The organism is Gemmatimonadota bacterium, from assembly GCA_040388535.1.
GTDB lineage: Bacteria > Gemmatimonadota > Gemmatimonadetes > Gemmatimonadales > GWC2-71-9 > Palsa-1233.
This window is the reverse complement of sequence record JAZKBR010000002.1, coordinates 593,626-618,816: the sequence shown is the minus strand read 5'-3', so window position 1 is coordinate 618,816 and position 25,191 is coordinate 593,626. Positions and strand designations below refer to the sequence as shown.

Below are 25,191 nucleotides of genomic sequence, written 5' to 3'. Positions count from 1 at the left end.
GGGCGAGAGGAGACACAACGATGCCACGAGAGGCGCCGAGGCGCCAGCGTCAGTCGACGCCGATGGTTCCCGCGACGACGGTGAGCGGCCAGCGTACCTCGTGCGTACCGGCACCCCACGCCGCGGAGAGTCGTGGCTCGAGCTCGAGCACCGGATCGCGCCCTTCGGAGGTCCGGTAGCGTTGCGTTGCGGACCACGAACGGACGTAACCAAGCATCTGCGGCAGGGCCCACTCCTGCACCATCGCGAACCGTGGCGGCGCGAGCCGCTCAAACGGAAAGGCGAGGGTGGTGTAGCCGCTGTCGACGTGGCGCCGCTCGGCCGGCCAGAAAGGGCCCACTGTGCTGGTGTAGAAGTCGGTCAGCAGTGCATCCACCCTGGGCTCGGCCACACGCTGTGGCCCATAGCTCCAGGCAGCGATCAGCCCGCCGGGCCGGACCACGCGGCGGACTTCGGGCCAGAAGCGTGACAGGTCGAACCAGTGCAGCGCCTGGGCAATCGCCACGACGTCAACCGAGGCGTCGGGAAGCCCGCTCGCCTCGGCGGGTGCGACCTGCCAGATGGTGTGTGGTAAGGCCGGCGCGTGGGTGAGTTGCTCGGCACTCGCATCGGTCGCGATGACGAGCGCGAAGCGTCCGGCCAGCGCAGCTGTGGCCTGACCGCTTCCGCAGGCGCAGTCCCAGACCACGTCGCGACGCTGGGCCGCCAGGGCGACCCAGTCGAAGAGTGTTTCAGGATAGTGCGGACGAAAGGCGGCGTAGCCGGCGGCGACGCCGGAAAAGTGATCGGGGAACGCCGCGTCGACTACCGAACCGAGGCCCGGTGCGCCATGCCGTCACGCCAGACGCGGGTGACCGGCACGGGCTGTCGCGGCGAAAGCGTCATCTCCTGACGCAACACCGCGCCGCGCGGAAGATCGATCTCTTCGAGGGAGACAGGCGTGTGACCAGCCGCCGCGACGTGCAGCGTGAAGCGGCCGCCCGTGGGGATCAGGAAGGCGAACTCGCCGCCGACCCCGGAGATGGCGCGCAGGTTGAGTGGTAGCAGCGTCAACTCCGCGCTGCGAATCGCTCGACCAGAGGAATCCCGAACTACACCAGAAAGACGCGAAGTGAACACGGACGGAACCTCAGCAGGGGGGCCAGGAACCAGAAGTCACTCGTGAGATTACCCTGAACCCGTGCTTTGCGCTAGACCGTCGCGCAGAATGCGCCGCAACCGGCCTACTTCAGCTCCGATTGCTTCGAGATCACCGATCCGACGAGCCCGTAGGCCTTGGCCTCTTCGGCGCCGAGCCAGAAGTTCCGATGGGTGTCGTCAACGATCCGCGCCACACTCTGGCCGGTTTCCCGGGCGAAGATCTCGTTGAGCCGTTCCCGCATCTTCACGATTTCGCGCGCCTCGATCGCAATATCCGACGCCGTGCCCCCCATCCCGCCGGCCGGCTGGTGCAGCAGGAAGCGGGTATTCGGCAGGCAGAAACGATCTTCGCGCGGCACCGACACGTAGATCAGCGCGCCAGCGCTGGCCACCCACCCGGTTCCGACGATGCGGACCTTGGGCAGGACGTAGCGAATCATGTCGTGGATGGTATCGCCGGCCTCGACGTGACCACCCTGCGAATTGATGTAGATGGTGATCGGGGCGGTCGCTGACTCGGCCGACATCGCGAGCAGCTGCGCCGTCACCTTCTCGGAGAGTTCCTGGGTGATTTCGCCCGAGATGATGATCGTGCGGGCCTTGAACATCCGCTGGCCGATAGGATCGGGCGCAACGGTCGGGGTCGTCTTTTCAGTATCAGCCATGCTGAACGCTAGCCGATCCGTCGCGCAGGGACTACCCCGCCCCCTGTTTCGTTGCCGTCGGCGGGCGCGGCACCAGGGACGAGGTGTGGCCCACCAGGAAGCGCCACCCCGAGTCGCCATGGATCAGCGTCATCGACATCGCCCCGGCAAAGCCCCGCATGACTCCGGCGCTGTCGGTGATCTTCTGCGCGAAGCGGGTGGCCACGACGGCCACCCCGGGAGCGAGCGGCGTCACGACCGGGTCGTAATACGACAGCTCGATCGCCTTGAGCGACGGCACGAAGGCGCGGAGCGCCGCGGCAACCTCGGCCTTCGAGGAGTAGCGCAGTTCGCCGTCCTCGACCCAGCGAAAGCGCGGGTCGTCGGCATAGAAGCGCATCGTGGCATCGATGTCGCGCGCGGCAAACGCGGCGCGATACTCGCCGAGAGTGGCGGAGACGCTGTCGGCAATCGCGGCGCTGTGCGCCGGCGTGAGCGCAGAGGTCGGCGTCGCTACCGGGGCTGCGCGACACGCCGAGATCGCGATCAGGAATGCTGCGATCCGTTTCATGGCCGCTTGATCAGCCCGCCGAGGCCGCGCTTCAACTTGTTCGCGGCACCCTCCGCGGCACCATTGATCGCGTCGTTCTTCGCCTGATTCAAGGCATTCTTCATTGCGTTGTTGAAGGCAGTCGAAATCGAGAAGTTCTTGAGCGCATCGCACATCTGCTTCTGCTGCTCCGGCGTCATCTGCGCCTGCTGACCATTGCTCGCATTGCCGGACTTCGCCGCCATCTCGGCTTTTGCCTTGGCGATCGAGTCGGTCATCGCCTGCGACGCGAACTGCCCGATGAAGGCGCGCGCGCCCGAATCGGCGCGGGCGCGATCGAGATTCTCGGTCCACTTCACGTCCGCCGGAACCTGGAAGAGTGACGGATCGCTGCTGCGGCGCACGCTCGTCGCAGTCTGCTCGAAGTTCACGCACATGAAGGAGCCCGCGGAGTACAGCACGATCGGCGCCGACTTCATCGTGCAGAAGGAGAAGCTTCCCATCTCGGTCAGCTCGCAGCTTTCGCCCGCATAGGTACGGGTTCCCTTCTTCTCGCCATCGAACGGCATCCCGGGAAATGCGCGAGTCACGAACTGCATCATCTCCTTCATGTTCGAGGTGAAGCGGGCCTTCCCATCGCGATCGAGATCGTCATACGCCTTCGCCATCGATGGCAACGGATTCACCGACTTGAGGCCGGTCTTCTTCTCGAGATCGGCACTCCAGATGAAATCGCCGTCGGTCATCGACCAGGTCGAGGTCGTCGTCTGCTTGCCGAAGAACTTCCCCGTCCTCGTCTCGGACGACGCAAAGCGATCATCCGCCGAGCTGGTCTTCCCGGTTCCGCTCATGTCGCCGCCGTAGCTGTACTCCACGGTGTACGAGGGAAGTCCCTTGAGCTTGGCCCGGAACGGATTGGTCTGGGCCTGCGCCCCGAGCGAAACCAGGGCGACGAGGAGGGTCGACATGAGAAAGAGGCGCATGGAGGACTCTCGGTTGGCGTGGGATCAGAGAAGTATACGGTAGTGTCGACAACAGACCGGGGAAGGGAGAAGGGAGATGGGAGATGGGAGATGGGTGAGGGGTGAGGGGTGAGGGGAGAAGCGAGAAGGGGCGAGGTCGGGGGGCCGTCAGAGGAGGATCAATAGGGAGCGCGTCCGGGGCCGGCGCTCTGGCGCCGGCGGGCGATTCGCGAAGACGAGCCGCCGAACCGGGCGCGGGCAGCGCGCCCGGCGGCGGACTCGAGCGAATCGCGGACGCGCGGAATTTGATCCGACGAGGGCGGCCCCCTGACCGAAGCCCTCGAGCGCAGCGGAGACTGGCGCCGCGCAGGCTCGGCGCTTACGGGTGTCGGGCCGGTATCCCCATGGCTCCGTCATTGCGCCCCGCCGCCGCTGGCTAGACCTTATACAGCTATGCCTTCGTCTCCGCGCCGAGGCCTCACGGTCCTCGATCATCCCCTGATCCGGCACAAGCTCGCGCTCCTTCGCGACGCGAGCACCTCCTCCCGGGACTTCAAGCAACTGGTCGGCGAGATCGCTTCGCTGATGACCTATGAAGTGACCCGGGACCTCCGGACCGAGCCGGTCGAGGTCGTCACGCCGCTCGAGACCACGATGGGTGAGCGCGTGGCACCCAAGGTGGCGCTGGTGCCGATCCTCCGGGCAGGGCTCGGGATGGTCGAGGGGATCGTGCAGCTGATCCCGAACGCCCGCGTGGGGCACATCGGGCTCTATCGAAACCACGAGACGCTGCAGCCGGTATCGTATTACTTCAAGGTGCCGACTCCTGTGGCCGACCATCGCTTCTTCGTGCTCGATCCGATGCTGGCCACGGGCGGATCGGCGGTCGAGGCGGTCGCGGAGCTCAAGCGGGCGGGGGCGACCGACATCGCCCTGCTCTGTTTGGTTGTGGCCCCCGAAGGCGTGAGCACGTTTACTACAGCGCACCCCGATGTGCCGATCTATGCCGCGGCGCTGGACCGCGGCCTGAACGCCAACGGATACATTCTCCCCGGGCTTGGTGATGCCGGGGACCGACTCTTCGGGACCAAATGAGCGCACCTCGTACGCTGACCTTCTTTGGCGGCGCCGCCACCGCGACCGGCTCGATGATGCTGCTCGAAGCCGCCGGTGCCCGCGTCCTCCTCGACGCCGGTTTCTTCCAGGGCAACGTCGCCCAGGCCGACGCCAAGAATCGCGAGCTGCCACTCGACCCGAAGCGGGTTGACGCGCTCCTCCTCTCGCAGGCGGGACTCGCCTACGCCGGTCGCGTCCCACAGCTGGTGCGTCACGGCTATCGCGGGCCGATCTACGCCACACCAGGTAGTCGCGACATGGCCGCGATCCTCCTCGCCGAGGCGGCGCTCGACCTCGCGGCCGAGGGGGACAACGCACTCTACACGCTGGACGATGTCGTGGCGGCGCAGGAGCTCTTTGTCGGGCAGCCCTATCATCGGCCGCTGCACCTCCGTCGCAATCTCGTCTTCGAATTCTCGGATGCCGGCCACATTCTCGGCTCGGCGTCGATCGAACTCCGCACTGGCGAAGGCGGTTCGCACCGCATCGTCTACTCGGGTTGCGTCGGCCGTTCGGGATCGCCGCTGCTGCGCGATCCGGAATCGGTGCCGGGACAGGTCGACACCCTCATCGTCGGTTCGCCCTTCGCGCACGAAGAGCACGCCTCGTTCGAAGAGGCGCAGACCCAGCTCGCGGCGATCATCAACAACGCCGTGACCCGGGGCGGGCAAGTCATCGTGCCCGCGTCGTCGCTCGGGCCGATCCACGAATTCATCCGCGCGGTGCAGGCACTCTGGCGTGCTGGCCGGATTCCCGATATTCCGATCTGGATGGACACGCCGACCCCGGTCTGTCTCCCGACGATGATCCGGCTGCACCCCGAATCGATCGCCCGGGACGAGCGTACCTATCGCGATGAAGGCGGCGCCTTCGACAGCGCCCTGCTGCGGTACATCGGCGATGCGTCGGCCCGTGCTCGCCTCGACTCCCTCGATGGCCCCGCGATCATCGTGGCACCGAGCGAGACCGGCGACTCGGGTCGATCGGCGCATCACTTTCGTCGCTGCCTTGAAGACGTCCGCCACACCCTCCTCTTCCTCTCCTTCCTCGAGGAAGGCTCCGTCGGTCGCCTGCTCCAGGATGGCGCTGAACGGGTCACCATCGAGGATCGAGTGGTCGAACGGAAGGCCGCAGTCGAAACACTTGCCGCCTATTCCGGCCATGCCGGCGGCGAGGAGATGCGCGAATGGGTGCGTGCGCTCGGCGGGCCGATCAAGCGTGCCTTCGTCGTCCACGGCGATGATCTCGCGGTCGCGATGATGGTCACCATCCTCCGCGAGGAGGGCGTGCGCGACGTGATCGTGCCCCGCGAAGGGGAGTCGTTCCCCTTCTGACCACGGCATCGCGTCGCTGGCTCGCCGCGATTGCGATCGGGATCGGCGGGTTCTATCTCCTCTCATTCCTGGTCGTGCTGATCGTCTCGCGGCTCGATCAGCGCACCCCCGCCGATGCCATCGTCATCCTCGGCGCCGCGCAGTACGACGGTCGCCCGTCGCCGGTACTCAAGGCGCGACTCGACCACGGCGCCTCCCTCTTCCGGGAGGGCTACGCCGATCTCATCGTCGTCACCGGTGGCATCGTCGAAGGCGACCGGATGAGTGAGGCGACCGCCGGACAGCGCTACCTGGTGTCGCGCGGCATCCCCGCCGGCGTCGTAGTAGTGAAACCCCAGGGTCGCACTACCGCCGGGTCGATGGATGCCGTCGCCGAGTATCTCCACGGCGCCGGGAAGGAGCGGGTGATCCTGGTGAGCGACCCCTTTCATCTCGCGCGATTGCGGCTCGAAGCACACCGTCTCGGACTCACCGCGTTCACGTCGCCGACACACTCATCACCGATCTCGCGCTCGTTCTCCACTGAAATCGGTTATCTGCTGGCAGAAGGCGCCAAGCTGCCGGTCATCCTTCTGAGGGGAATCTTCCAATGAACGGACCAACTCTCACGTTCTGGGGTGCGGCAGGTCAGGTGACCGGTTCGTGTCATCTGCTCGAGTGGCGCGGCCATCGTGTGGCGCTGGACGGCGGCCTCTTCCAGGGCAAGCGCGAAGAATCCAATCGCCTCAACGCGACGCTCCCGTTCGATCCGCGCCAGCTCGATGCGATCATCCTCTCGCACGCCCACATCGACCACGCCGGCCGGCTGCCCCTCTTCGGGGCGCACCAGTACGACAACTGCATCTTCGCCACACCGGCCACGCGCGATCTCTGCGCCATCATGCTTGCCGACTCGGCGCACATCCAGGAAAGCGATTTCAAGTGGCTGCAGAAGAAGGGGCGGGCACTTCCCGGCTCGGCGCCGCTCTACACCCAGAAGGACGCCATCCGGGTGCAGGAGCTGATGGAGGGGCATCCCTACAACCGCCCTTTCTCTGCTGCCGGCGACCTGACCGTCACCTTCCGCGATGCCGGCCACATCCTCGGCAGTGCCAACGTCGAAGTGAAGATCGGCGGCAGCACGCCGCATCGCCTGGTTTTCTCCGGCGACATCGGGCGCTGGGGCCAGCCGATCATCCGCGATCCCGAGGGTCCGAAGGGCGCCATCGATACGCTGATCATCGAGAGCACCTATGCTCGAAAGAATCACGACACGCAGCGCGATGCGACGGCAAATCTCGCCGAGGTGGTGAACCGCGTCGCAGCGCGGGGCGGCAAACTCATCGTGCCATCGTTCGCCGTGGGCCGCACCCAGGAGCTGATCTACGCGCTGCACGAGCTGGCCGCAGAGAAGCGCATCCCCGAGGTCCCGATCTATATCGACTCGCCGCTCGCGGTCGAAGCAACCGACATCTTCCGGTTGCACCCCGAACTCTTCGACGACACCGAGGCGTTCATCCGCAATGACAAGCGGATCTTCGATCATCACCTGGTACGATTTGTCCGCAGCGTCGAGGAGTCGAAAGCCCTCAACCAGCTGCAGGGCCCGGCCATCATCATCTCCGCATCAGGAATGGCCGAAGCCGGCCGCATCGTGCACCACATTGCCAACAACATGGGCGACCCGAAAAACTGCATTCTCTTCGTCGGCTTCCAGGCGTCGTACACCTTGGGTGCCCGGATCCAGTCCGGCATCAAGGAAGTGCGGTTACTGGGTGAAATGCACACGGTCAATGCCGAAGTCGCCACCATCGATGGCTATTCGGCGCACGCCGGTCGCGACGAATTGCGGCAGTGGGTCCGCAACTTGGGCGGGCCGATCACCCGCGCGTTCTGCGTGCACGGCGAGCCGGAATCGCTGGTCGCGATGAAAGCACTCCTCGAAGAGGAAGGCGTCAAGGAAGTGCACATTCCGGCGCACGGAGAACGCGTCGAGCTTTAGCGCGCAATCGACGATCTCCCTGCCGAAACCGGTGGTGCCGCGCTCGCGCGGCACCGGTGTCACCCGACGGCGGAGTCGCGCGGGCATTGCATCGTGGGCTCCCTCTCCACGGCTGCATTACGCCGACGAACATTACGCTAGCGACGCCGTAGGCTCCGCTCGCGGCTTCATGAGGCCGCTCCGAGGGACCCACGATGCAACGCCGCCCACATCTGGCAGCCGCGGAGAGGGAGCCCACGGCGTCGTGCCCCCGGCGCGAACTGGCGCAGGCACGAGACCGATGCGGCCCCCGGACTCCTGCGACCGACAACCCGAATCCTCCCCCCGCTATTTTCGTAGAGTCCGCACCCTCCACAGCCCTCGCTTCTCGCCTCCGGGACTTCGTATGCGTTTACGCCTCCTCGTCGGCACCCTCCTCCTCTGCGGCAGCGCCTCGCTGTCGGCCCAGGGGATCAAGGTGCCTGCCACCGTCGACACCCTGCCGAACGGGCTCCGGCTCATCGTCCACGAAGACGCCTCGGCCCCGATTGTTACCGTCGATACCTGGTTCTGGGTCGGTTCCGGCTCCGAAAAACCGGGACGCACCGGCTTCGCGCACCTGTTCGAGCATCTGATGTTCATGGGATCCGAACACGCGCCCTATCCCCAGTTCGATCGCCTCCTCGAAGCGGCCGGCGCCGACAACAACGGCTCGACCACCGAAGACCGGACCAACTACTACGAAGCGGGTCCCGTCTCCGCGCTGCCGCTGATGCTCTGGCTCGATGCCGATCGGATGGGCTTTCTGCTGCCGACGATGGACACCCCAAAGGTCGACGCCCAGCGCGACATCGTGAAGAACGAGCGGCGGCAGAGCTACGAGAACCAGCCCTACGGCCTCGTCGCCGACGTGATGCCGAAGCTGATGTATCCGTCGACACACCCGTACAGCTGGCCAGTGATCGGCTCGATGGCCGACCTCTCCGCGGCGTCGCTCGAAGACGTCAAGGATTTCTTCCGGACCTACTACGCACCGAACAACGCGGTCATCACCGTGGCCGGCGCTGTGAAGCGCGACTCGGTGCTCGCGCTGGTCAAGCACTACTTCGGTGCGATTCCGCGTGGTCCGGCGATCGATCGTCCTGATCCGGTACAGCCGCAACTCCTGGCCGACACGACTGCGGTGCTCGAAGACCGCGTGCAGTTGCCTCGGCTCTACTACAACTTCGAGTCGGTGCGCGCTGGCGCATCCGATGACGCAGCGCTGCAGGTCGCGGCGTATGTCCTGAGCGGTGCCAAGAACTCCCGCCTCGATCAGCGACTCGTCTACACTGACCAGACGGCATCCGATGTCGGCGCCGGCCCCGACCACCGGAAGCTGGCCGGCACGTTCGGCGTCACCGCCACGGCACGTCCGGGTCACGCGCTTCCCGAACTGCAGCGCGCCGTCGACGATGAACTCCGCAAGCTGGCCGACAAGGGCCCCACCGAACGCGAATTGCAGCAGGCGCGCAACTCGCTCGAAGCCGGCTTTATCCGCCGCATCCAGACGGTGCAGGGCAAGGCCGACCAGCTCAACCGCTACTACTACCAGACCGGTGAACCCGATGGCTTCCAGAAGAATCTCGACCAATTGCGTGCCGTCACGGCCGATGACGTCCGGCGCGTGGTGAGCAAGTATCTCCTCGGGCCGCGCGCCATTGTATCGGTCGTACCGATGGGCAAGAAAGAGCTCGCCGCCGAGCGGAGGGTCACCCCGTGAACCACTTTCCCTTGAGCTTCCGCCGTGCCGCGGTAGTGACCGCCGTGACGCTGGGTACCGCGATCAGTAGCGTTGGCGCACAGGTCACGACCGCGCCGGCGCTCGGTGCCACGCCAACACTGACCGTGCCCGCCGTCCAGGAAGCCGTGCTCCCCAACGGCCTGCGACTGATGGTGGTACGCAACGCCGAAGTACCGCTGGTTGAGGCGCGCCTGATTCTCGACGGTGGTGCCCGCCTCACTGGTGTCGCCCCAGGCATTGCCGCTTTTGCCGCGACGATGCTCAGCGAAGGCGCCGGGAGTCGCAGCGCACTGCAGTTCTCCGAGGCATCAGATTTCATCGGCGCTCGTCTCGGCGCCGGCGCGGGGTGGGAGAACACCACCCTCACCTTGTCGGTACCGAAGCGCTCAGTGAGCGAAGGGTTCGCCCTGCTCGCCGATATGCTCCTGCGACCGGCCTTTCACGCAGCCGACGTGAAGCGCGAGCGCGACTTGCGCCTGGCCTCGCTCCTTCGCGCCAAGGATTCTCCGGGCCAGGTGGCCCAGCGGGTCTTCTTCCGCAATGTCTACCCCGCGAACCATCCGCTCCATCGTGACATCGGCGGCGATTCCACCAGCACTGCCGCGCTCGACTCGGCCGGTGTCCGCAACTACTGGCAGCGTGCGGCCGACCCACGTCGCGCGACGCTCATCCTCTCCGGCGACGTCACGCTCGCCGAGGCACGACTCTGGGCAACCAAGGCCATGGGCGGCTGGAAGGCGCCGGCTTCGTCGCTGACCAAGCCCGCAGCCGCAACCGTTGCCGCCGCGCCGTCCTCGGCCACGCACATCATTCTCGTCGACAAGCCCGATGCCGCGCAGTCAGTGATCTTCATCGGCGCGCCGGGGATGAGTCGCAGCAATCCCGACTACGCTGCGGTCCAGGTGATGTCCACCATCCTTGGGGGCTCTTTCTCCTCGCGCCTAAATGACATTCTCCGCGAGCAGCTGGGCTATACCTATGGCGCCGGGGCAGGATTCTCATTCGCACCGGTCACCGGACCGTTTCTCGCCAATTCGGCGGTACGCACCAACGTGACCGATTCGTCGCTCATCGTCTTCTTCCGTGAACTCAAGAAGATGGGCGCCGAACCTGTGTCACCTGTCGAGCTCAGTCGTGCGCGCAACTACCTCGTCCTCGGCTCGCTCGGTGACTACGAAACGGCGGGCCAGATCGCCGGCGCGCTCTCGACGTCGCTGCTCTTCCACCAGCCGCTCGCCGCGGTGAGCCAGGAGCTCGCCGCCATTCAGCGCGTTACGGCGGCGGATGTCGAGCGCGTGGCCAAGGCGCATATCGATACCGGCCATCTCACCGTGGTCATCGTCGGCGACCTCGCCAAGATCCGGCCGGGCATCGAGAAGCTGAAGCTGGGGCCGATAGAAGTTCAGAGCTACTAGAGACGAGAGACTGGAGATGAGAGACTAGAGAGGGCCGTGTCATCCTCTAGTCTCTCATCTCTAGTCTCTATCTTTCAGCATGACCCTCCTCTCCACTGTACGAGTCCACACCGGCCGCGTGGTCTCCCTCGACATCGACACGGTGCAGTTTCCGAACGGCAACGTGGGCGAGCTCGAGATGCTGCGGCATCCTGGCGCGTCGGCGGTCCTCCCCTTTCTCGATGATCCGGCAGACCCCGATCCGCGAGTGCTCCTGATCCGGCAATTCCGTCATGCCACCGGAGACTATCTCTGGGAGATTCCTGCGGGCCGGCGCGACAAGGACGAGCACCCCGACCAGACCGCCCATCGCGAGCTCGCCGAGGAGACCGGCTATCGTTGCGAACGACTCGAGAAGCTGACGCAGATCTGGACCACACCCGGTTTCACCGATGAGGTCATCCACCTCTACCTCGCCGCCGAGCTGACGCCGGGCGCCAACGCGCTGGAGGCCGACGAGGTGCTCGCCGTTCATCCGTTGCGCTGGTCGGCGGTGCTTGAAATGGTGCACGGCGGGGTCATCACCGACTGCAAGACCCTCACGGCGGTGCTCTTCGCCAACACCTTCGTCAGACCCCGGTAGACGCCCTTAGATTCGGGTATGCCCCGCCTCTCTCCCGACCAGCTGCGACGCGCCCTCGCCAAGGACGCCCCGGCGGCCGCGTACTATCTCCACGGGAGTGAAGCGATCCTCAAGGACGAGGCGCTTGCCCTCCTCCTCGACCGGATCCTCGACCCCGGGCTCCGCGACTTCAACCTGGACATCCTCTCCGCCCAGCAGATCGAACCGGATCAGCTCGCCGCGGCGTGCTCGACCTTGCCGATGATGGCCGACCGGCGCGTGGTCGTGCTGCGCGACGTCGAGGCGTGGAAACGCAAGAGCAAGGGGAAACAGCCGGCGGTGAAGTATCTCGAACGCCCGGCGCCGGAGACGGTTCTGGTCATCGTGCAGGGCAACGACGACGAGGCCGACGACGACCTCGCGAAACACTGCGTCTCCGTGAACTGCGCTGCGCTCGTCGGCGACGCGCTCGACGAGTGGCTCGACATCCAGCTGCAGGCCGCTGGCATCGCGCTCGCCACTGACGCCCGCGAACATCTGCTGCGTGCCACCGGCGGTGACCTCGGTATGCTGCGCGCCGAGACGGCCAAGCTCAGCGGGTTGCAGATCACCGGCCCGATCGACCGCGAGACCGTGGGCGACCTCGTGGGGGTGCGTTTCGGCGAGACGCTCGACGACTGGCGCGACGCGGTCCTGCGTGACGATACCGCAGCGGCCGTCACCTTGCTGCCGCGCATTCTCGATGTCAGCGGCAATTCCGGAGTCAAGCTGGTCACGTTGCTTGGTTCCTCGTTGCTGGTATTGCGCTGGGCCCGCGCCACGGCCGAAGCACGAAAGATCCGCGATCGTGCCTTGGCGGAAGCCACGAAGAAACTCTGCTTCGAACGGCGCCCTGGGGTCGGCAGCTACGATCCGTTCACCCGCCTCGTCGCCGAGGTCGTGGGTCGCTGGTCGTTGCCACGACTTGAGGCCGCCGTGTCGAACACACTCACCGCCGACGCCGCGCTCAAGAGCACGACCATTTCCGACGAAGTGGGCGTAATCACCGACCTGATTCTCACTCTCGCCGCCTCACGGGCGAAGAAGGCTGCATGAACTTTCACATCACTCGCACCCACTTGCTCGCTGCCGCGCTCCTGCTCGCACCAGTCGCGACGGTCGCGGCACAAGGCCCCACCAATCCGGCGTTGCAGGAGATCATTCGCCTGTCGCAGGACACTTACGGCGACTCCGCCCGCGCATTGATCACCAAGCTGCTGGCGAAGACCCCCTCCACGGACCCGCTCTATCCCGAAGCGCTTTACACTGCGGCGATGGTGGCGAAGACCGGGGAGGAGATGAAGATCCAGTTCTCGCGTGTCGCGATTGAATTCTCTTCGTCCGCCTGGGCCGACAAGGCGATGCTCCGTCTGGCGCAACTCGACTACGGCAGCGGCAACAGTGAAGCGGCCGTCAGCCGGATCCGTCGTCTCTTCACCGATTACCCCAATTCCGGCATCCTCCCCGCTGCCGCGCTCTGGGGTTCGCGCGCCGCATTCGACCGGAAGGAGGTTCAGCTCGGCTGCGAATGGATCGTCCGCGGCCTCGCACTGGTCGGCGATGATGTGGAACTGAAGAACCAGCTCGAGTTCTCGAAGCAACGCTGCAGCGTCGGGGCCGGCGTCGAGGTAGCGCCCTCGCGCCCGGACTCGCTGCGGAGCAAGCCCGTGGAATCCGCGCCGCCGCGCGCGGACTCGCTGCGCACCAAGCCGGTGCCCCCGGCGGCCGTGGCCACGAGCACCGCAGGTCCCTGGCGGATTCAGGTTGCCGCCATCAGTGACAAGGCCGCGATCCGGAAAGCCGTCGGCAAGATCGAGAAGGCCGGATTCAAGGCCTATCAGGTGGCCGGGCCGCGTGGCCTCACCAAGGTACAGGCCGGGCCCTTCAAGTCCCGGGAAGCAGCGGCGGCGAAGGTGGGGGCACTGAAGGCGGCGCTCGGCGGCGCACCCTTTGTTGTTCAGGTTCCGTAAGGCGCCCTTTCGTGCGGCGCGGCGCAGCGCCAGAATGGAACCCGGGGGATGCGCCAGCGTAGGAGGCGCATCCCCCGTTTCACGCCCGGTTGTTTGCCGATCTCTCCTTACCGAAGTGAGCCTGCCATGCGTTCGATGCCATTGCTCCCCGCCGCATTCCTGGTCGTGGCGCTGTTCACGCCGCAAGCGGCCGAAGCCCAACAGAGCTACGGACTGATCTCGCGACTGGGGCGCGATACCGTTGTCGTCGAGCGGATCACCCGGACCGGCGACAAGGTCGTTGGCGACATCATCGAGCGCTCGCCGCGAGTGGTGCAGCGTCATTACGAGGCCACCCTCAAGGGCGATGGATCGATCGAGCTCTACGTGCTCGACACCAAGGTGCTCAATCCGGATGCTGGCCGGCCCTCGTCGTCGCACCTCCAGGCGCACTTCGCCGGCACCGAGATGCACCTGAACACATCGAACAACGTCGACACGACAGTCAAGAGCAGCACCATTCCCTATACCGACGCCCTCGCGATGCCGTGGCTGCTCTACGGCCCCGGCTCCTACGAGATGATCTTCGCGGCGGCGCTCAAGCGCAGCGGCGACAGCATTCCCGTCGGTGCCTATTCCCCCGGCGGACGAGCCGTCTCGCACAATTTCATCAAGCGTCTCGCCAACGGCGGGGCCTCGATCGACTTCTTCGGGACCCCAATTGTCGCCAAGGTGAGCGCGCAGGGACAACTGCTCTCGATGTCGGCCGCGGCGACCACGATCAAGCTCGAAACGATGCGCCTTGCGAAGGCACCGGACATCGAGGCCATCGCAGCACGATTCGCCGCAACCGAAAAGGCGGCCGGCCCGGCCGCCGCGTTGAGCGTCCGCGACACCGCGCGTGCCACCGTCGGGACGGCAGCGCTGCTGGTCGACTATGGTCGCCCGCTCACGCGAGGTCGGACAATTCTCGGCAATGTCGTCCCGCTCGGCGAGGTGTGGCGCACCGGTGCCAACGCCGCAACCCAGTTCACGACGAGCACGGCGCTCACCATCGGTGGGCTCGACGTTGCGCCCGGCACCTACACACTCTGGACCCTCCCCACCGCGAGTGGTGTGCAGCTGATCGTCAACAAGCAGACCAAGCAATGGGGTACCGAATACCACGCTGAGCAGGATCTCGGGCGGGTAGCGGTAACCACCGAAAAACTCGGCGCACCGGTGGAGAAGTTCACGATGTCGATCGTGCCGGTTTCTGCCACCACGGGCAAACTGGTGATCGAATGGGATACCTTCCGGTGGGCCGCCCCGATCGTGGTGCGGTAGGGGCGCTCATAAGACCGGACGCGCGAGACAGGCGTCGGCGCAGGGGCGCAGCATGCTGCGCCCCTGCCACAAGACCCAACCTTCACGGTGAGATCCAGGTGCCAATCCGCGTCCTCTCGCTTCTCGCGCTTTCCCTTCTCGCTGCTCGTCTCGAGGCCCAATCGTACGGCTTCATCTCACGACTCGGCCGAGACACCATCTCGGTGGAGCGCGTCACCCGGAGCGCGACGCGAGTCGTGATTGACCAGGTCGAGCGTGCGCCACGCGTGATCCAGCGGCACGCGGAGATGGCGCTCGCCCCCGACGGCACGGTGCGTGACCTCACCGTCGATATCTCGACCCCGAATCCCCTCGGCAATGACCCGCGCACCATTCACGTGACGGCGGCGTTCGGACGCGACTCTGTCCGGATTGCGCACAAGACCGATGCCGGTACGCGGAACGTGACCTTGTCGAACTCCGGCTATCTCACGATGCCGTGGTCCACCTACATGTTCGGCAGTTACGAGTTGCTCGCCGCCGCGGCAGCGAAACGAAAGGGCAACCCGCTCCCCATCCGGCAGTTCATCCCCGGTCGCCTGATGCTCGACGAAGGCGCACTGCGCAAGCGCGGCAATGTCTGGGAGATCACGACCACCGCCCTCGCGGGCTTTGGCCAGATCCATATGGATCCGCAGGGGCGGATGAGCTCCTACTCGGGCGCGAAGACCACCTACCTCGTTGAAGTCGAGCGCCTGGCCTCGGCGCCCGACGTCGCCGCCATCACGCAGAGGTTTGCGGCGGCCGAGAAGAGCAGTCCGGTCGTCGGGATGTTGAGCGTGCGCGGGGCCGCGCAGAGCAAGGTCGGCAAGGCCACCATTACGGTGGACTATGGCCGGCCGATGGCCCGTGGGCGCGTCCTGGTCGGTGGCATCATTCCGTACGGCGAGGTGTGGCGCACCGGCGCCAACGCCGCGACACAGTTCACTACCACGGCCGCCATCAAACTCGAAGGGCTTGAGCTCGCTCCCGGCACCTACACGCTCTGGACCCTGCCATCGCGAGCCGGAGTGCAGCTGATCGTGAACAAGCAATTCGGCCAGTGGGGCACCAATTACGATCCTGCTCAGGACCTCGGCCACATCCCGCTCACTGTCGGAACCAACAAGGTTCCCGTCGAGCGCTTCACGATCACCGTGGAACCGGCGACGAAGAATTCGGGGAACCTCGCGCTTGAATGGGGAACCTTTCGGTGGACGGTGCCGATCGTGGTGAAGTAGAGACTAGAGACTAGAGACTAGAGAGGCCGAAGTCTCCCTGAACGCAGTGAGGGGGCGGGGCCTTCGGTGGAAGCGACGGTTCGGCCCCCTCGCTGCGCTCAGGGTGACAGCCCTCTCTAGTCTCTAGTCTCTAGTCTCTTCGGTTAGAATTGTCCCGTGTCCTCTCCCGCCGCCTCACCGCTCCTCGTCCAGTACCGCGAGATCAAGGCGCGTCATCCCGACGCGATCCTCTTCTTCCGGATGGGCGATTTCTATGAGATGTTCTACGAAGACGCGCAGGTTGCTGCGCGCGCGCTGAACATCACGCTGACCGCACGCGGCGACGGTGTCCCGCTCGCCGGCGTTCCCGTCAAGTCAGCTGCGGGCTATCTGCGACAGTTCGTCGCCCAGGGTTATCGCGTCGCCATCTGTGAACAGGTCGAAGACCCCCGGCTCGCCAAGGGAATCGTCAAGCGTGCCGTGGTCGAGACGGTGACACCGGGCGCCTTCCTCGATGAAGACTGGATGCCGGGGTCGCGGAACAACTGGCTGGTTGCCGTCACTACCGGTGAGCAGACCAACGGCGTCGCCGCACTCGACCTCTCGACCGGCGAGTTCCTGCTCGAGACCGTCGCGAGCGATGGGCTGGCCGAGGCCCTGGGGCGCCTCGCGCCCGCGGAAGTCATCGTGCCGAAGGACAGTGCCGTCCCGCTCGAAGACGGTGTGCTGCGCACCCCACGCGAACGCTGGGAATTCGACCCTGAACTCGCCGCCGAAGAACTTGCGCGTCGCCTGCAGCTCGCATCAATCGATGGCCTCGGCCTCGCTCCCGCTGATGCACCCGCCGTGGGCGCAGCGGGCGCGTTACTGCGGTATGTGATGGAGTTGCAGCCGCAGGGGCTGCCGCAACTCAGCCGCCCCACCGTGCGGCGCAGCGACGAACTCTGCTGGCTCGATGAAATGACGCGCCGCAACCTCGAGCTGGTCGAACCGCTGCGCGCCGGTGCGAAGGGTGTCACCCTGGTCGAGACGCTCGATCGAACCATGACACCGATGGGCGCCCGCCTGTTGCGGCAATGGGTCCTCTCGCCACTGCGCGACCCGGGCAAGATCAACGCGCGACTCGATGCTGTGGGCACACTCGTGGACGCCGGCCGACTGCGCGCCGAATTGCGGGCCGCCCTCGATGGCGTGCGCGACGTGGAGCGCCTCGCCGCGCGTGCGGCCGCGGGGCGGGCGAATCCGCGGGAGCTAGGAGCACTCCGTGACTCATTCGTCAGGCTTCCGGCCGTCCTCGCGGCGGTCCGCGTCCTTGTAGATGGCGATGCTGCGCGGAGCTCCAATGTTGGGGCGCAGCTTGCTGCGCCCGTAACGCCGGGGCTCCTCGAGCATGTGAGCCAGAAGCTCGACGTCCTCGCAGATCTCTCCACCACCCTGTCCGCGGCCCTGGTCGAGAGGCCGCCGATAAGCATTGCCGACGGCGGTGTGATCGCACCGGGGCACGACGCGGAACTCGATGAACTCCGCGACCTGCGCGACAACGGCAAGCAATCACTCGCGGGCATTCAGCAGCGGGAACGTGAGCGCACCGGGATCTCATCGCTCAAGGTCGCGTTCAATCGCGTCTTCGGCTATTACATCGAGATCACCAATGCCAACGCCTCGAGTGTGCCCGCCGACTACGAGCGCCGGCAGACACTCACCAATGCCGAGCGTTATGTCACGCCCGAACTCAAGGACTACGAGGCGAAGGTCCTCGGCGCCGAAGAGCGAATCGCCGAACGCGAGGGCGCGCGCTTTGCCGAGTTACGGGACCTCGTCGCCGTCGCGATCACGCGAATCCAGGACACCGCGCGCCTGCTCGCCCGCCTCGACGTGCTGGCTTCACTGGCGGAGACTGCGGTGGTCGAGCGCTATGTGCGGCCACAGGTGCACGATCGTTACGACCTGACGCTGGTGGCGAGTCGTCATCCGGTGATCGAACGGATGATGGCGCGCGAGCGCTTCGTACCCAACGACGTGCACTTCGATGAAGCCGCTCGAGTGCTCCTCGTGACCGGACCCAACATGGCCGGCAAGAGCACGATCCTGCGACAGATCGGCCTCTGTGTGCTGATGGCGCAGATGGGGAGCTTCGTCCCCGCGGAGTCCGCCAGTGTGGGCGTCACCGATCGACTCTTCACCCGCGTCGGGGCGAGCGACAACCTCGCGCGTGGCCAGTCGACCTTCATGGTCGAAATGAGCGAGACGTCGGCGATCCTCCACAACGCCACCGCACGTTCCCTGGTATTGCTCGACGAAATCGGTCGTGGCACCAGCACCTACGATGGCGTCGCTATCGCGTGGGCAGTGAGTGAGCATCTCCACGACCGTATTGGCTGTCGGACGATGTTCGCGACCCATTATCACGAGCTGATGCAGCTCCCCGAAAAGCTCGCGCACGCGCGCAATCTCAACGTGGCTGTTCGGGAATCCGGAAACGGGATCGTCTTCCTTCACAAACTCGAAGCCGGCGGCACCGATCGTTCCTACGGCATCCACGTGGCCCAGCTCGCCGGTCTCCCAGGCGGGGTCGTGACTCGCGCGCGGGAAGTGCTCGGCACCCTCGAAACCGGTCACCGAATGGTGCCGGGCGACGCCCCGCGTGATCCCGATCCGGCGCAGCCTTCGCTCTTCGATGCCCTGTCGCGGCCGGCCGAACCCTCGCCCGAACAGAAGCGATCAACGGCGATGGCGGCACAGCTCCGCGCACTCGACCCGAACTCGCTCACGCCGATCCAGGCCCTGCAGGAACTCGCCCGGATGCGCGACGAGCTGGAGGGATAGTGTCGACCGCCGGATTCGCCATCGACGGGCTGGTGCCGGAGCCGCACCGCGAGGCGCTCCGCCGCGGCCTGAGCGAGCTGTTCGGACCGAGCGCATCCGGAGTCCTCACTCCTCTCTCGGGAGGGCGCTCCGGTGCCCTGACCTTTCGGGCAGACTCCGGCGGTCGCTCTGCCGTGGTCCGGGTGGTGATCAATCCGCAGCCGTTCAATGATCCCGTGCGCCAGTTTGCGATGATGGCCACTGCAGCGGCGGATGGAGTCGCCCCGGAGGTCTACTTCGCCGACCCAGCGGCCGGGGTGGTGATTTCCGCGTTCATTCCAAGCGTGCCGGTCGGTGCCGCCTTCCGTGCCGACCACCGGCTCTTCGGCGAGCTCGGGGCGATGCTCCGGCGGCTCCACGACGGCCCCCCGGGACCGGAGTTCCTCGATGTCTTCAAGTGCATCGACGGCGGATTGCAGGTCATCGAGGCGGCCGGCCAGAAGCTCCCGCCGTTCATCGTCACCTACCTCGAGCGCTTCGCCGAAGTACGCGCCGCCCTCGAGCCCCACATGGTGCTCGGGGCCTCCCACAACGACCTGAATCCTGGCAACCTGCTGTTCGATGGCAGCCGCCTCTGGATCATCGACTGGGAGTCCGCCTGGCAGAACGATCCAATGCAGGACCTCGCCACCGTCCGGCACTGGTTCCGACTTCCGGCTGAAGCAGAGAGCCTCCTGGTCCAGGGGTATTTCGGCGGCGAGCCGAGCCCGTTCCAGCACGCCAAACTCGAGCTGATGCAGCAGGTCGTCTCGATCAATTACGCCATTCTTTTCATCCTGCTCGGGCTGCAGGACGGCGAGGGAATTCCGCCACTCGACCCCGACCCGGCGAACATTCCGACCTTTGCCGAGACGGTGGCGCAGCTCGCCCAGGGCCTCCTGCCGCTCGACACGGTGACCGGGAAAACAGAGTTCGCTTTGGTGCTGGCCAAGGACGCATCGGCCCGGATGGGTACTTCCGGTTTCCGGGCTGCTCTCACAATGGTGCAGCAGTAATAACCGCGTCGTGACTCATTGCGGTAATCATCAAAACGCTGTATGGTGATTACATGTCCACGTCGGCCGGCGTGCTGTGCCTCGACTTTATCCACCTCCCCGGAAACCCCGAGGAGTTCCTCGAGAGCGGCCCGCTCGACCCCCGAACCCATGTGGAAATCCGCCGTTTCCGCACCGCTCTGCAACGGCTACTCGACGCCGAGGCGCGCGGCATCGGCGCCCGCGAGAGCGACCTTGCGGCGCTCAACCGCATCCTCTCCGGGGCGGGTGGTCGTCGCGGTCTCAGGCCGACGGTGCGAGGCTACGGCTGGGGCTGGTTGAGCGAGGGGAGGGACGACCCCTCTCGCCTCCTCTGGCCGGTGGCCTGGTCGGCGGCGCGGCTCCTCGACTCCCCCAACCTGGCTCGGCTGAAGGCGTGCACCTGCGGCCGTCTCTTTCTCGATGAGTCCCGCAACCGTTCGCGGAGATGGTGCGACAAGGGCGAGTGTGGCAACCGGGCCAACGTTGCGCGTTTCCGTTCTCGCCAGCGCTGACCTCGCGCGCATCCCCCGGCGGTAGGAGTGTCCGATGCCGATTAGGTTCAACCCCATGACCCGGATTTTCACGTGTGCGGTGCTCGCCGTTCTCGCGGTCGGGTGCAGCAAGAAGCCGCCGGCGGAGGAGCCGATCACCCCGGCGGTTCCGATTGCGGGTCAACCCGAGATCCCCTATCCGGCCGAGCTCTTCAATCGCCGGGTCCAGGGTGAGGTGATGCTCTATGTGGTGGTCGACACCACGGGAACCGTCATCCGCGACTCGACCAGGATCGCCACCTCCAGCGGCCAGTCGGCCTTCGATGCCGCCGCCCTCACCGCCGCCCAGTCGCTCCGGTTTACCCCTGCCCGGAAGGGGGGCAAGCCCGTGGTCGCCCCGATCCAGGTCCCGATCCGCTTTACCCTCCCTGATTCTCTCCTGAGCCCCAAGGACTCCAGCTGATGACGTCGCCTCACCCGACGCCCTATGCCTCCGTGCTCGACACGATCGGCCAGACCCCGCTCATCCGGCTCGCACGAATCGGGGCCGGGATCCGCACCCCGATTTACGGCAAGGCAGAATACGCCAACCCGGGAGGGTCGGTGAAGGATCGGATCGGTCTCGCCATCATCGAAGGGGCGGAGCGGTCGGGCGAGCTGAAGCCGGGCGGGACCATTGTCGAGGGAACCGGGGGCAACACCGGCGTCGGGCTCGCCATCGCGGCGGCGATCAAGGGATATCGCTGCATCTTCACGATGCCCGACAAGATGAGCCAGGAAAAGGTCCGGCTCCTCAAGGCCTACGGCGCTGAAGTGGTGACGACCCCCACGGCCGTTCCGCCCGACCATCCCGAAAACTACATCATGAAGGCGAAGCAGATCGCCCACGACACGCCGGGCGCGATACTCGCCAACCAGTTCTACAACCAGCTCAATCCCGAAGCGCATTACGCCACCACCGGCCCCGAGCTCTGGGCGCAGACCGGCGGCAAGATCACGCACTACATCGCGGGCGCAGGCACCGGCGGCACAGTGAGTGGTGCGGGCAGGTTCCTCAAGGAACAGAATCCCGCGATCCGCGTCATCGCCGGTGATCCGGTCGGCTCGCTCTACACCGCCTATCACCGCACCGGCACCCTCGGCACCGATGGCGCGCCCTACAAGGTCGAAGGGATCGGCGGCGACAAGGTGCCCAGCGCGCTCTGGTGGGATGTCATCGACGAATTTCGGCAGGCTTCGGACAAGGATGCGATGGCCGTCTCACGTCGGCTCGCGCGGGAAGAAGGGATTCTCGTCGGCGGCTCCGGCGGCCTCAACGTCTTCCTTGCGCTGCAGGTCGCACGTGAACTCGACGACCCCAACGCCTGTGTCGTCACCATTCTCTGCGACACCGGCGAGCGCTATCTCTCCAAGCTCTTCAACGACGAATGGATGCAGGAGAATCAGCTGCTCGACACGCCGAAGCGCACGGTGAGCGACCTGCTCGCGCGCCGCACCGGCAAGGCGCCGCCGCTGGTGCAGCTGGCACCGGCTGCGCAGGTGCGCCAGGCGCTGAACCTGATGAGCACCTGGGATGTATCGCAGCTGCCCGTCATCGAGAACGGCGTCTGCGTCGGCTCACTTGCCGAAGCGCAGCTGATGACGCTGGCGCTGGAGCAGCCTGCGCTGCTCGATCGGTCCGTGCGCGAAGTGATGGAGGCGCCCTTCCCCACGGTCGACACCACCGTCACGGTCGATCACCTGGCGCAGATGCTCACCCGCGAAATGCCCGCGGCACTGGTCACGGAGCATGGCAAGCTGGTGAGCATCGTGAGCAGATACGATGTGTTGCAGTTGATGATTGGCAGATAGGATGACGGATGACGGATGACGGATGACAGATGGGCGAACCACAGGGTTGTCACCCTGAGCGAAGCGAGGGGGCGGAGCATCATTGTACTGTGAGCTTCGCCCCCTCGCTTCGCTCAGGGCGACAACTCGCGGGCGTTGCGTCGTGGGTCCCTCAGAGCGGCCTCATGAAGCCGCGAACGGAGTCTACGGAGTCGCTAGCGTAATGTCCGTCGGCGCAATGCAGCCGCGGAGAGGGAGCCCACGATGCAACGCCCGGTGCATGGTGATGTCGGCCAGAGATCCCTTCGCTGCGCTCAGGGCAGGCTCTTCGACTGCGCTCGCCTCCGGCTCGCTTCGCTCAGAATGACACGTCTTTTTCGCTTCTCGCTTCCCGCTTCTCGCTTCTCGAGCTTTTGTAAATCGTCACACTCACATCCCCGAAATTCTTCCGCATCGACCCGCTCGGCAACACGTGACTCGTCGCGTGCTCGACCACCAGCAGCCGGGCGAACGGCGTCGCTTTCCACATCTCGAGAATCCGGTCGAGCACTTTCGATTCGTACGGCGGGTCGCAGAAGGCAATGTCGTAACGATCGGCCTCGAGCAGCGCCGTGAACGGCACCGCATCCTTCTTGAAAATCCGGGTGCGCTCGAGCAGGTGCAGCGCGGCAACATTCGCCTTCAACGCGTGCAGAGACGCCGGCCGAAATTCCACAAAGTCCGCGGTCTTGGCACCGCGCGAAATGGCCTCGAGCCCCAGCGCACCGGTGCCCGCAAAGAGATCGAGAATGCGCGCCCCCTTCAGCTCCGGCTCCAGCAAGGTCAGCACCGCATTCCGGACCGGCTCGGCCGTGGGCCGCACCCGTTTGTCCGCCGGTGAGGTGAGGTGACGTCCCGCAAATTTCCCTTTGACGATGCGCAGTTGGAGCCTCGGCTGTTCGGGGATGGATCCCCCGCTGCGTGCAAGTTGGTCTATCTCCGTCGCCCCTGCTAGGATCCACGCATGACCACTCCTGCCCTCCGCATCACCGTCCTCACTGGCGGCTCGTCTGCCGAACGCGAAGTCGCCCTCGCCTCGGCCGGCCAGGTTGTCGCAGCCCTCCGTTCACGCGGCCATCACGTCGCCGTGGTCGACACCACCACCGGGCTGGTCGATGCCGCCAGTGAGGCCGCCCTCCTCGGAGCGAGGGTGGGCGCCAACCCGCCCGACGTGCGGGCGCTGGCCGCACAGGAGCAGCTGTACATCTTCGGCGGATTGCTCGCCCTCCCGGCTCTCCGCGAGGCGGATGTGGTCTTCCTCGCACTGCACGGCGGCCGCGGCGAAGATGGCACCCTGCAACACCTGCTTGATGTCGCCGGGATCCGCTACACCGGCTCCGGGGCCCTCGGCAGCGGCCTCGCGATGGATAAGGACATCGCCAAGCGCCTCTTCCTCCAGGACGGTGTCCCGACCGCTCCGTATGCAATGGCGCCGGCCACCGCCGACGAGGTAATGCAAAACCTTGGCTTCCCGGTCGTCGTAAAGCCTAGCAAGCAGGGATCCACCGTCGGGCTCACCGTCGTACGGAATCCGGCCGATCTGGAGGCCGCCATTCTCGAGGCCGAGAAGCACGACGACGAGGTGATGATCGAGGCCTTCGTCCCGGGGCGCGAACTGACCGTGGGAATCCTCGACAACGATGCCCTCGCCGTTGGCGAGATCATCCCCCAGCACGAACTGTTCGATTATGAGTGCAAGTACACCCCGGGGATGTCAGAAGAGATCTTCCCGGCCGATATTTCAGAGACGGTGGCGTGGGAAGTGCAGCGATTGGGCGTGGCCGCGCATATGGCGCTCAAGCTCAAGGGGTATTCCCGAGTCGACTTCCGGCTCTCCCCCTCAGGCAAGCTCTACTGCCTCGAGGTCAACACCCTGCCGGGAATGACGGCGACCTCCCTGCTGCCACAGTCGGCGGCGGCGGCCGGAATCGATTTCCCGTCGTTGTGTGAGCGGATCTGCGAACTGGCGTTGCAGTAACTTCGAAGATTGGAACGGAGCAGATGAACGAATCACCGCTGAGCCGCATCACTCCCTGGGTTGGTCGCCTCCTCGCGATCAACGCAGTCGTGTTGTTGCTGCAGCAGACGATCTTCACCTCCGAGACGCTGGCCGAACTGGTGACCTTCGCGCCGGGTCTCGCCTTCCAGCGGCCGTGGACCTTCTTCACCTACATCTTCGTGCACGGTGGCCTGCTCCACCTGCTCGGCAACTCGCTCGGCCTTTTTGTCTTCGGCCCGATCGTCGAAAACCGACTCGGCTCGACTCGCTTCCTGCTCTACTATCTCTACTGCGGTGTCTGCGGCGCGGTTTTCTCGCTGGCGCTCTACTACACCGGCTTCGTCACCGTCGCGCCCTTCGTCGGCGCGTCCGGCGCGATCCTCGGTCTGGCGTACGGCTTCGCGAAGTACCTTCCGGACGCCGAGCTGATGATCTTCCCGATCCCGTTTCCGATCAAGGCGCAACGGATGGTCTGGCTCCTCGCGGCCATGGATGTCATCGGCGCAATGATCGGCGGCGGACAGATCGCCCACTACGCGCACCTCGGCGGACTCGGCGGGGGCTGGCTCTTCTTCGCGCTCCAGGGGATCACACATCCCACGGAAACTCCCCGTTTGCCAATGATGCGGCCACGGGTCGCGGTCCCTTCACGTGGTGCCGAGGTCGGCCAGCAACCGGTACTGCAGACACGAAGCGAGCCGGTGGCTGCTGCTCCCACGCCCGCCGCGAAGGACAACAGCGAGGCGATTGAAATCGATCGCGTGCTCGACAAGATCAGCGCTACCGGCATCGCGTCACTCACGCCGGCAGAGCGGAAATTCCTCGATAGTGTTGCGGAGCGGAAACGGGGCGGGCAGAACAACTGAAGTCACAGGATGATGGATGGTGGATCTG

The 25,191-nt window shown here is 65.7% G+C and carries 24 protein-coding genes; 18 read left to right on the top strand and 6 right to left on the bottom strand.

From position 1 onward, the window contains the following. Positions 1-49 precede the first annotated feature (49 nt). The 5 genes from V4558_06315 to V4558_06295 all read right to left on the bottom strand — a co-directional run bounded on the left by V4558_06315 (position 50) and on the right by V4558_06295 (position 3,317). The gene (locus V4558_06315; GenBank protein MES2305100.1) at positions 50-688 is read right to left on the bottom strand and encodes a class I SAM-dependent methyltransferase; all 639 of its coding nucleotides are present in this window, start codon (positions 686-688) and stop codon (positions 50-52) included. A gap of 116 nt (positions 689-804) precedes the next feature. Beyond that, positions 805-1,119, bottom strand: coding sequence for a carboxypeptidase-like regulatory domain-containing protein (locus V4558_06310; GenBank protein ID MES2305099.1), 315 nt, complete (start codon positions 1,117-1,119; stop codon positions 805-807). 104 nt (positions 1,120-1,223) lie between these two features. Then, a complete protein-coding gene (locus V4558_06305; GenBank protein ID MES2305098.1) occupies positions 1,224-1,805 on the bottom strand; it encodes an ATP-dependent Clp protease proteolytic subunit in 582 nt (193 codons plus the stop codon). 31 nt (positions 1,806-1,836) lie between these two features. Then, complete coding sequence (locus V4558_06300; GenBank protein MES2305097.1) at positions 1,837-2,355, bottom strand: nuclear transport factor 2 family protein; 519 nt, start codon at positions 2,353-2,355, stop codon at positions 1,837-1,839. Then, complete coding sequence (locus tag V4558_06295; GenBank protein ID MES2305096.1) at positions 2,352-3,317, bottom strand: hypothetical protein; 966 nt, start codon at positions 3,315-3,317, stop codon at positions 2,352-2,354. The genes V4558_06300 and V4558_06295 overlap by 4 nt, the downstream gene beginning before the upstream one ends. A gap of 432 nt (positions 3,318-3,749) precedes the next feature. On the opposite strand from V4558_06295, the gene upp reads away from it, so the two are divergent. The 16 genes from upp to V4558_06215 all read left to right on the top strand — a co-directional run bounded on the left by upp (position 3,750) and on the right by V4558_06215 (position 22,280). Then, positions 3,750-4,391, top strand: coding sequence for a uracil phosphoribosyltransferase (gene upp, locus V4558_06290; protein MES2305095.1), 642 nt, complete (start codon positions 3,750-3,752; stop codon positions 4,389-4,391). Next, positions 4,388-5,746, top strand: coding sequence for an MBL fold metallo-hydrolase (locus tag V4558_06285; protein ID MES2305094.1), 1,359 nt, complete (start codon positions 4,388-4,390; stop codon positions 5,744-5,746). The genes upp and V4558_06285 overlap by 4 nt, the downstream gene beginning before the upstream one ends. A 74-nt stretch (positions 5,747-5,820) precedes the next feature. Further along, positions 5,821-6,339 carry a YdcF family protein gene (locus V4558_06280; protein MES2305093.1) on the top strand — a complete coding sequence of 173 codons (519 nt, stop codon included), beginning with the start codon at positions 5,821-5,823 and terminating at the stop codon, positions 6,337-6,339. Then, on the top strand, positions 6,336-7,727 hold the full coding sequence (locus tag V4558_06275; GenBank protein ID MES2305092.1) for an MBL fold metallo-hydrolase: 1,392 nt from the start codon (positions 6,336-6,338) through the stop codon (positions 7,725-7,727). The genes V4558_06280 and V4558_06275 overlap by 4 nt, the downstream gene beginning before the upstream one ends. A 385-nt stretch (positions 7,728-8,112) precedes the next feature. Next, complete coding sequence (locus V4558_06270; protein ID MES2305091.1) at positions 8,113-9,468, top strand: pitrilysin family protein; 1,356 nt, start codon at positions 8,113-8,115, stop codon at positions 9,466-9,468. Next, positions 9,465-10,904, top strand: a complete 1,440-nt coding sequence (locus V4558_06265; GenBank protein ID MES2305090.1) for a pitrilysin family protein — start codon at positions 9,465-9,467, stop codon at positions 10,902-10,904. Before V4558_06270 ends, V4558_06265 begins: the two co-directional genes overlap by 4 nt. Before the next feature lie 79 nt (positions 10,905-10,983). Beyond that, positions 10,984-11,526 (top strand): NUDIX hydrolase, encoded by a 543-nt coding sequence (locus tag V4558_06260; protein MES2305089.1) that lies wholly within the window; start codon positions 10,984-10,986, stop codon positions 11,524-11,526. Between the two features lie 18 nt (positions 11,527-11,544). Then, a complete protein-coding gene (gene holA, locus V4558_06255; GenBank protein ID MES2305088.1) occupies positions 11,545-12,600 on the top strand; it encodes a DNA polymerase III subunit delta in 1,056 nt (351 codons plus the stop codon). Beyond that, positions 12,597-13,514 (top strand): SPOR domain-containing protein, encoded by a 918-nt coding sequence (locus tag V4558_06250; protein ID MES2305087.1) that lies wholly within the window; start codon positions 12,597-12,599, stop codon positions 13,512-13,514. The genes holA and V4558_06250 overlap by 4 nt, the downstream gene beginning before the upstream one ends. 135 nt (positions 13,515-13,649) lie before the next feature. Next, the gene (locus V4558_06245) at positions 13,650-14,819 is read left to right on the top strand and encodes a DUF2911 domain-containing protein (GenBank protein ID MES2305086.1); all 1,170 of its coding nucleotides are present in this window, start codon (positions 13,650-13,652) and stop codon (positions 14,817-14,819) included. A gap of 98 nt (positions 14,820-14,917) precedes the next feature. Continuing rightward, the gene (locus V4558_06240; protein MES2305085.1) at positions 14,918-16,078 is read left to right on the top strand and encodes a DUF2911 domain-containing protein; all 1,161 of its coding nucleotides are present in this window, start codon (positions 14,918-14,920) and stop codon (positions 16,076-16,078) included. A 156-nt stretch (positions 16,079-16,234) separates the two neighbouring features. Further along, positions 16,235-18,883: a DNA mismatch repair protein MutS gene (mutS, locus tag V4558_06235; protein ID MES2305084.1), complete on the top strand. Its 2,649-nt coding sequence runs from the start codon at positions 16,235-16,237 to the stop codon at positions 18,881-18,883. Next, positions 18,883-19,917, top strand: a complete 1,035-nt coding sequence (locus V4558_06230) for a phosphotransferase (protein ID MES2305083.1) — start codon at positions 18,883-18,885, stop codon at positions 19,915-19,917. Before mutS ends, V4558_06230 begins: the two co-directional genes overlap by 1 nt. A 53-nt stretch (positions 19,918-19,970) precedes the next feature. After that, the gene (locus V4558_06225; GenBank protein MES2305082.1) at positions 19,971-20,450 is read left to right on the top strand and encodes a CGNR zinc finger domain-containing protein; all 480 of its coding nucleotides are present in this window, start codon (positions 19,971-19,973) and stop codon (positions 20,448-20,450) included. A gap of 55 nt (positions 20,451-20,505) precedes the next feature. Continuing rightward, entirely contained in the window at positions 20,506-20,892 is a 387-nt protein-coding gene (locus tag V4558_06220) for an energy transducer TonB (protein ID MES2305081.1), read from the top strand. Beyond that, the gene (locus V4558_06215) at positions 20,892-22,280 is read left to right on the top strand and encodes a pyridoxal-phosphate dependent enzyme (GenBank protein ID MES2305080.1); all 1,389 of its coding nucleotides are present in this window, start codon (positions 20,892-20,894) and stop codon (positions 22,278-22,280) included. The genes V4558_06220 and V4558_06215 overlap by 1 nt, the downstream gene beginning before the upstream one ends. A 337-nt stretch (positions 22,281-22,617) precedes the next feature. Here V4558_06215 and V4558_06210 read toward each other — a convergent pair whose 3' ends face one another. Further along, the gene (locus V4558_06210; protein ID MES2305079.1) at positions 22,618-23,175 is read right to left on the bottom strand and encodes an RsmD family RNA methyltransferase; all 558 of its coding nucleotides are present in this window, start codon (positions 23,173-23,175) and stop codon (positions 22,618-22,620) included. Between the two features lie 87 nt (positions 23,176-23,262). Here V4558_06210 and V4558_06205 point away from each other — a divergent pair, with 87 nt between their 5' ends. Continuing rightward, complete coding sequence (locus V4558_06205; protein MES2305078.1) at positions 23,263-24,276, top strand: D-alanine--D-alanine ligase; 1,014 nt, start codon at positions 23,263-23,265, stop codon at positions 24,274-24,276. 23 nt (positions 24,277-24,299) lie between these two features. Further along, the gene (locus V4558_06200) at positions 24,300-25,163 is read left to right on the top strand and encodes a rhomboid family intramembrane serine protease (GenBank protein ID MES2305077.1); all 864 of its coding nucleotides are present in this window, start codon (positions 24,300-24,302) and stop codon (positions 25,161-25,163) included. The last annotated feature ends 28 nt before the right edge of the window (positions 25,164-25,191 follow it).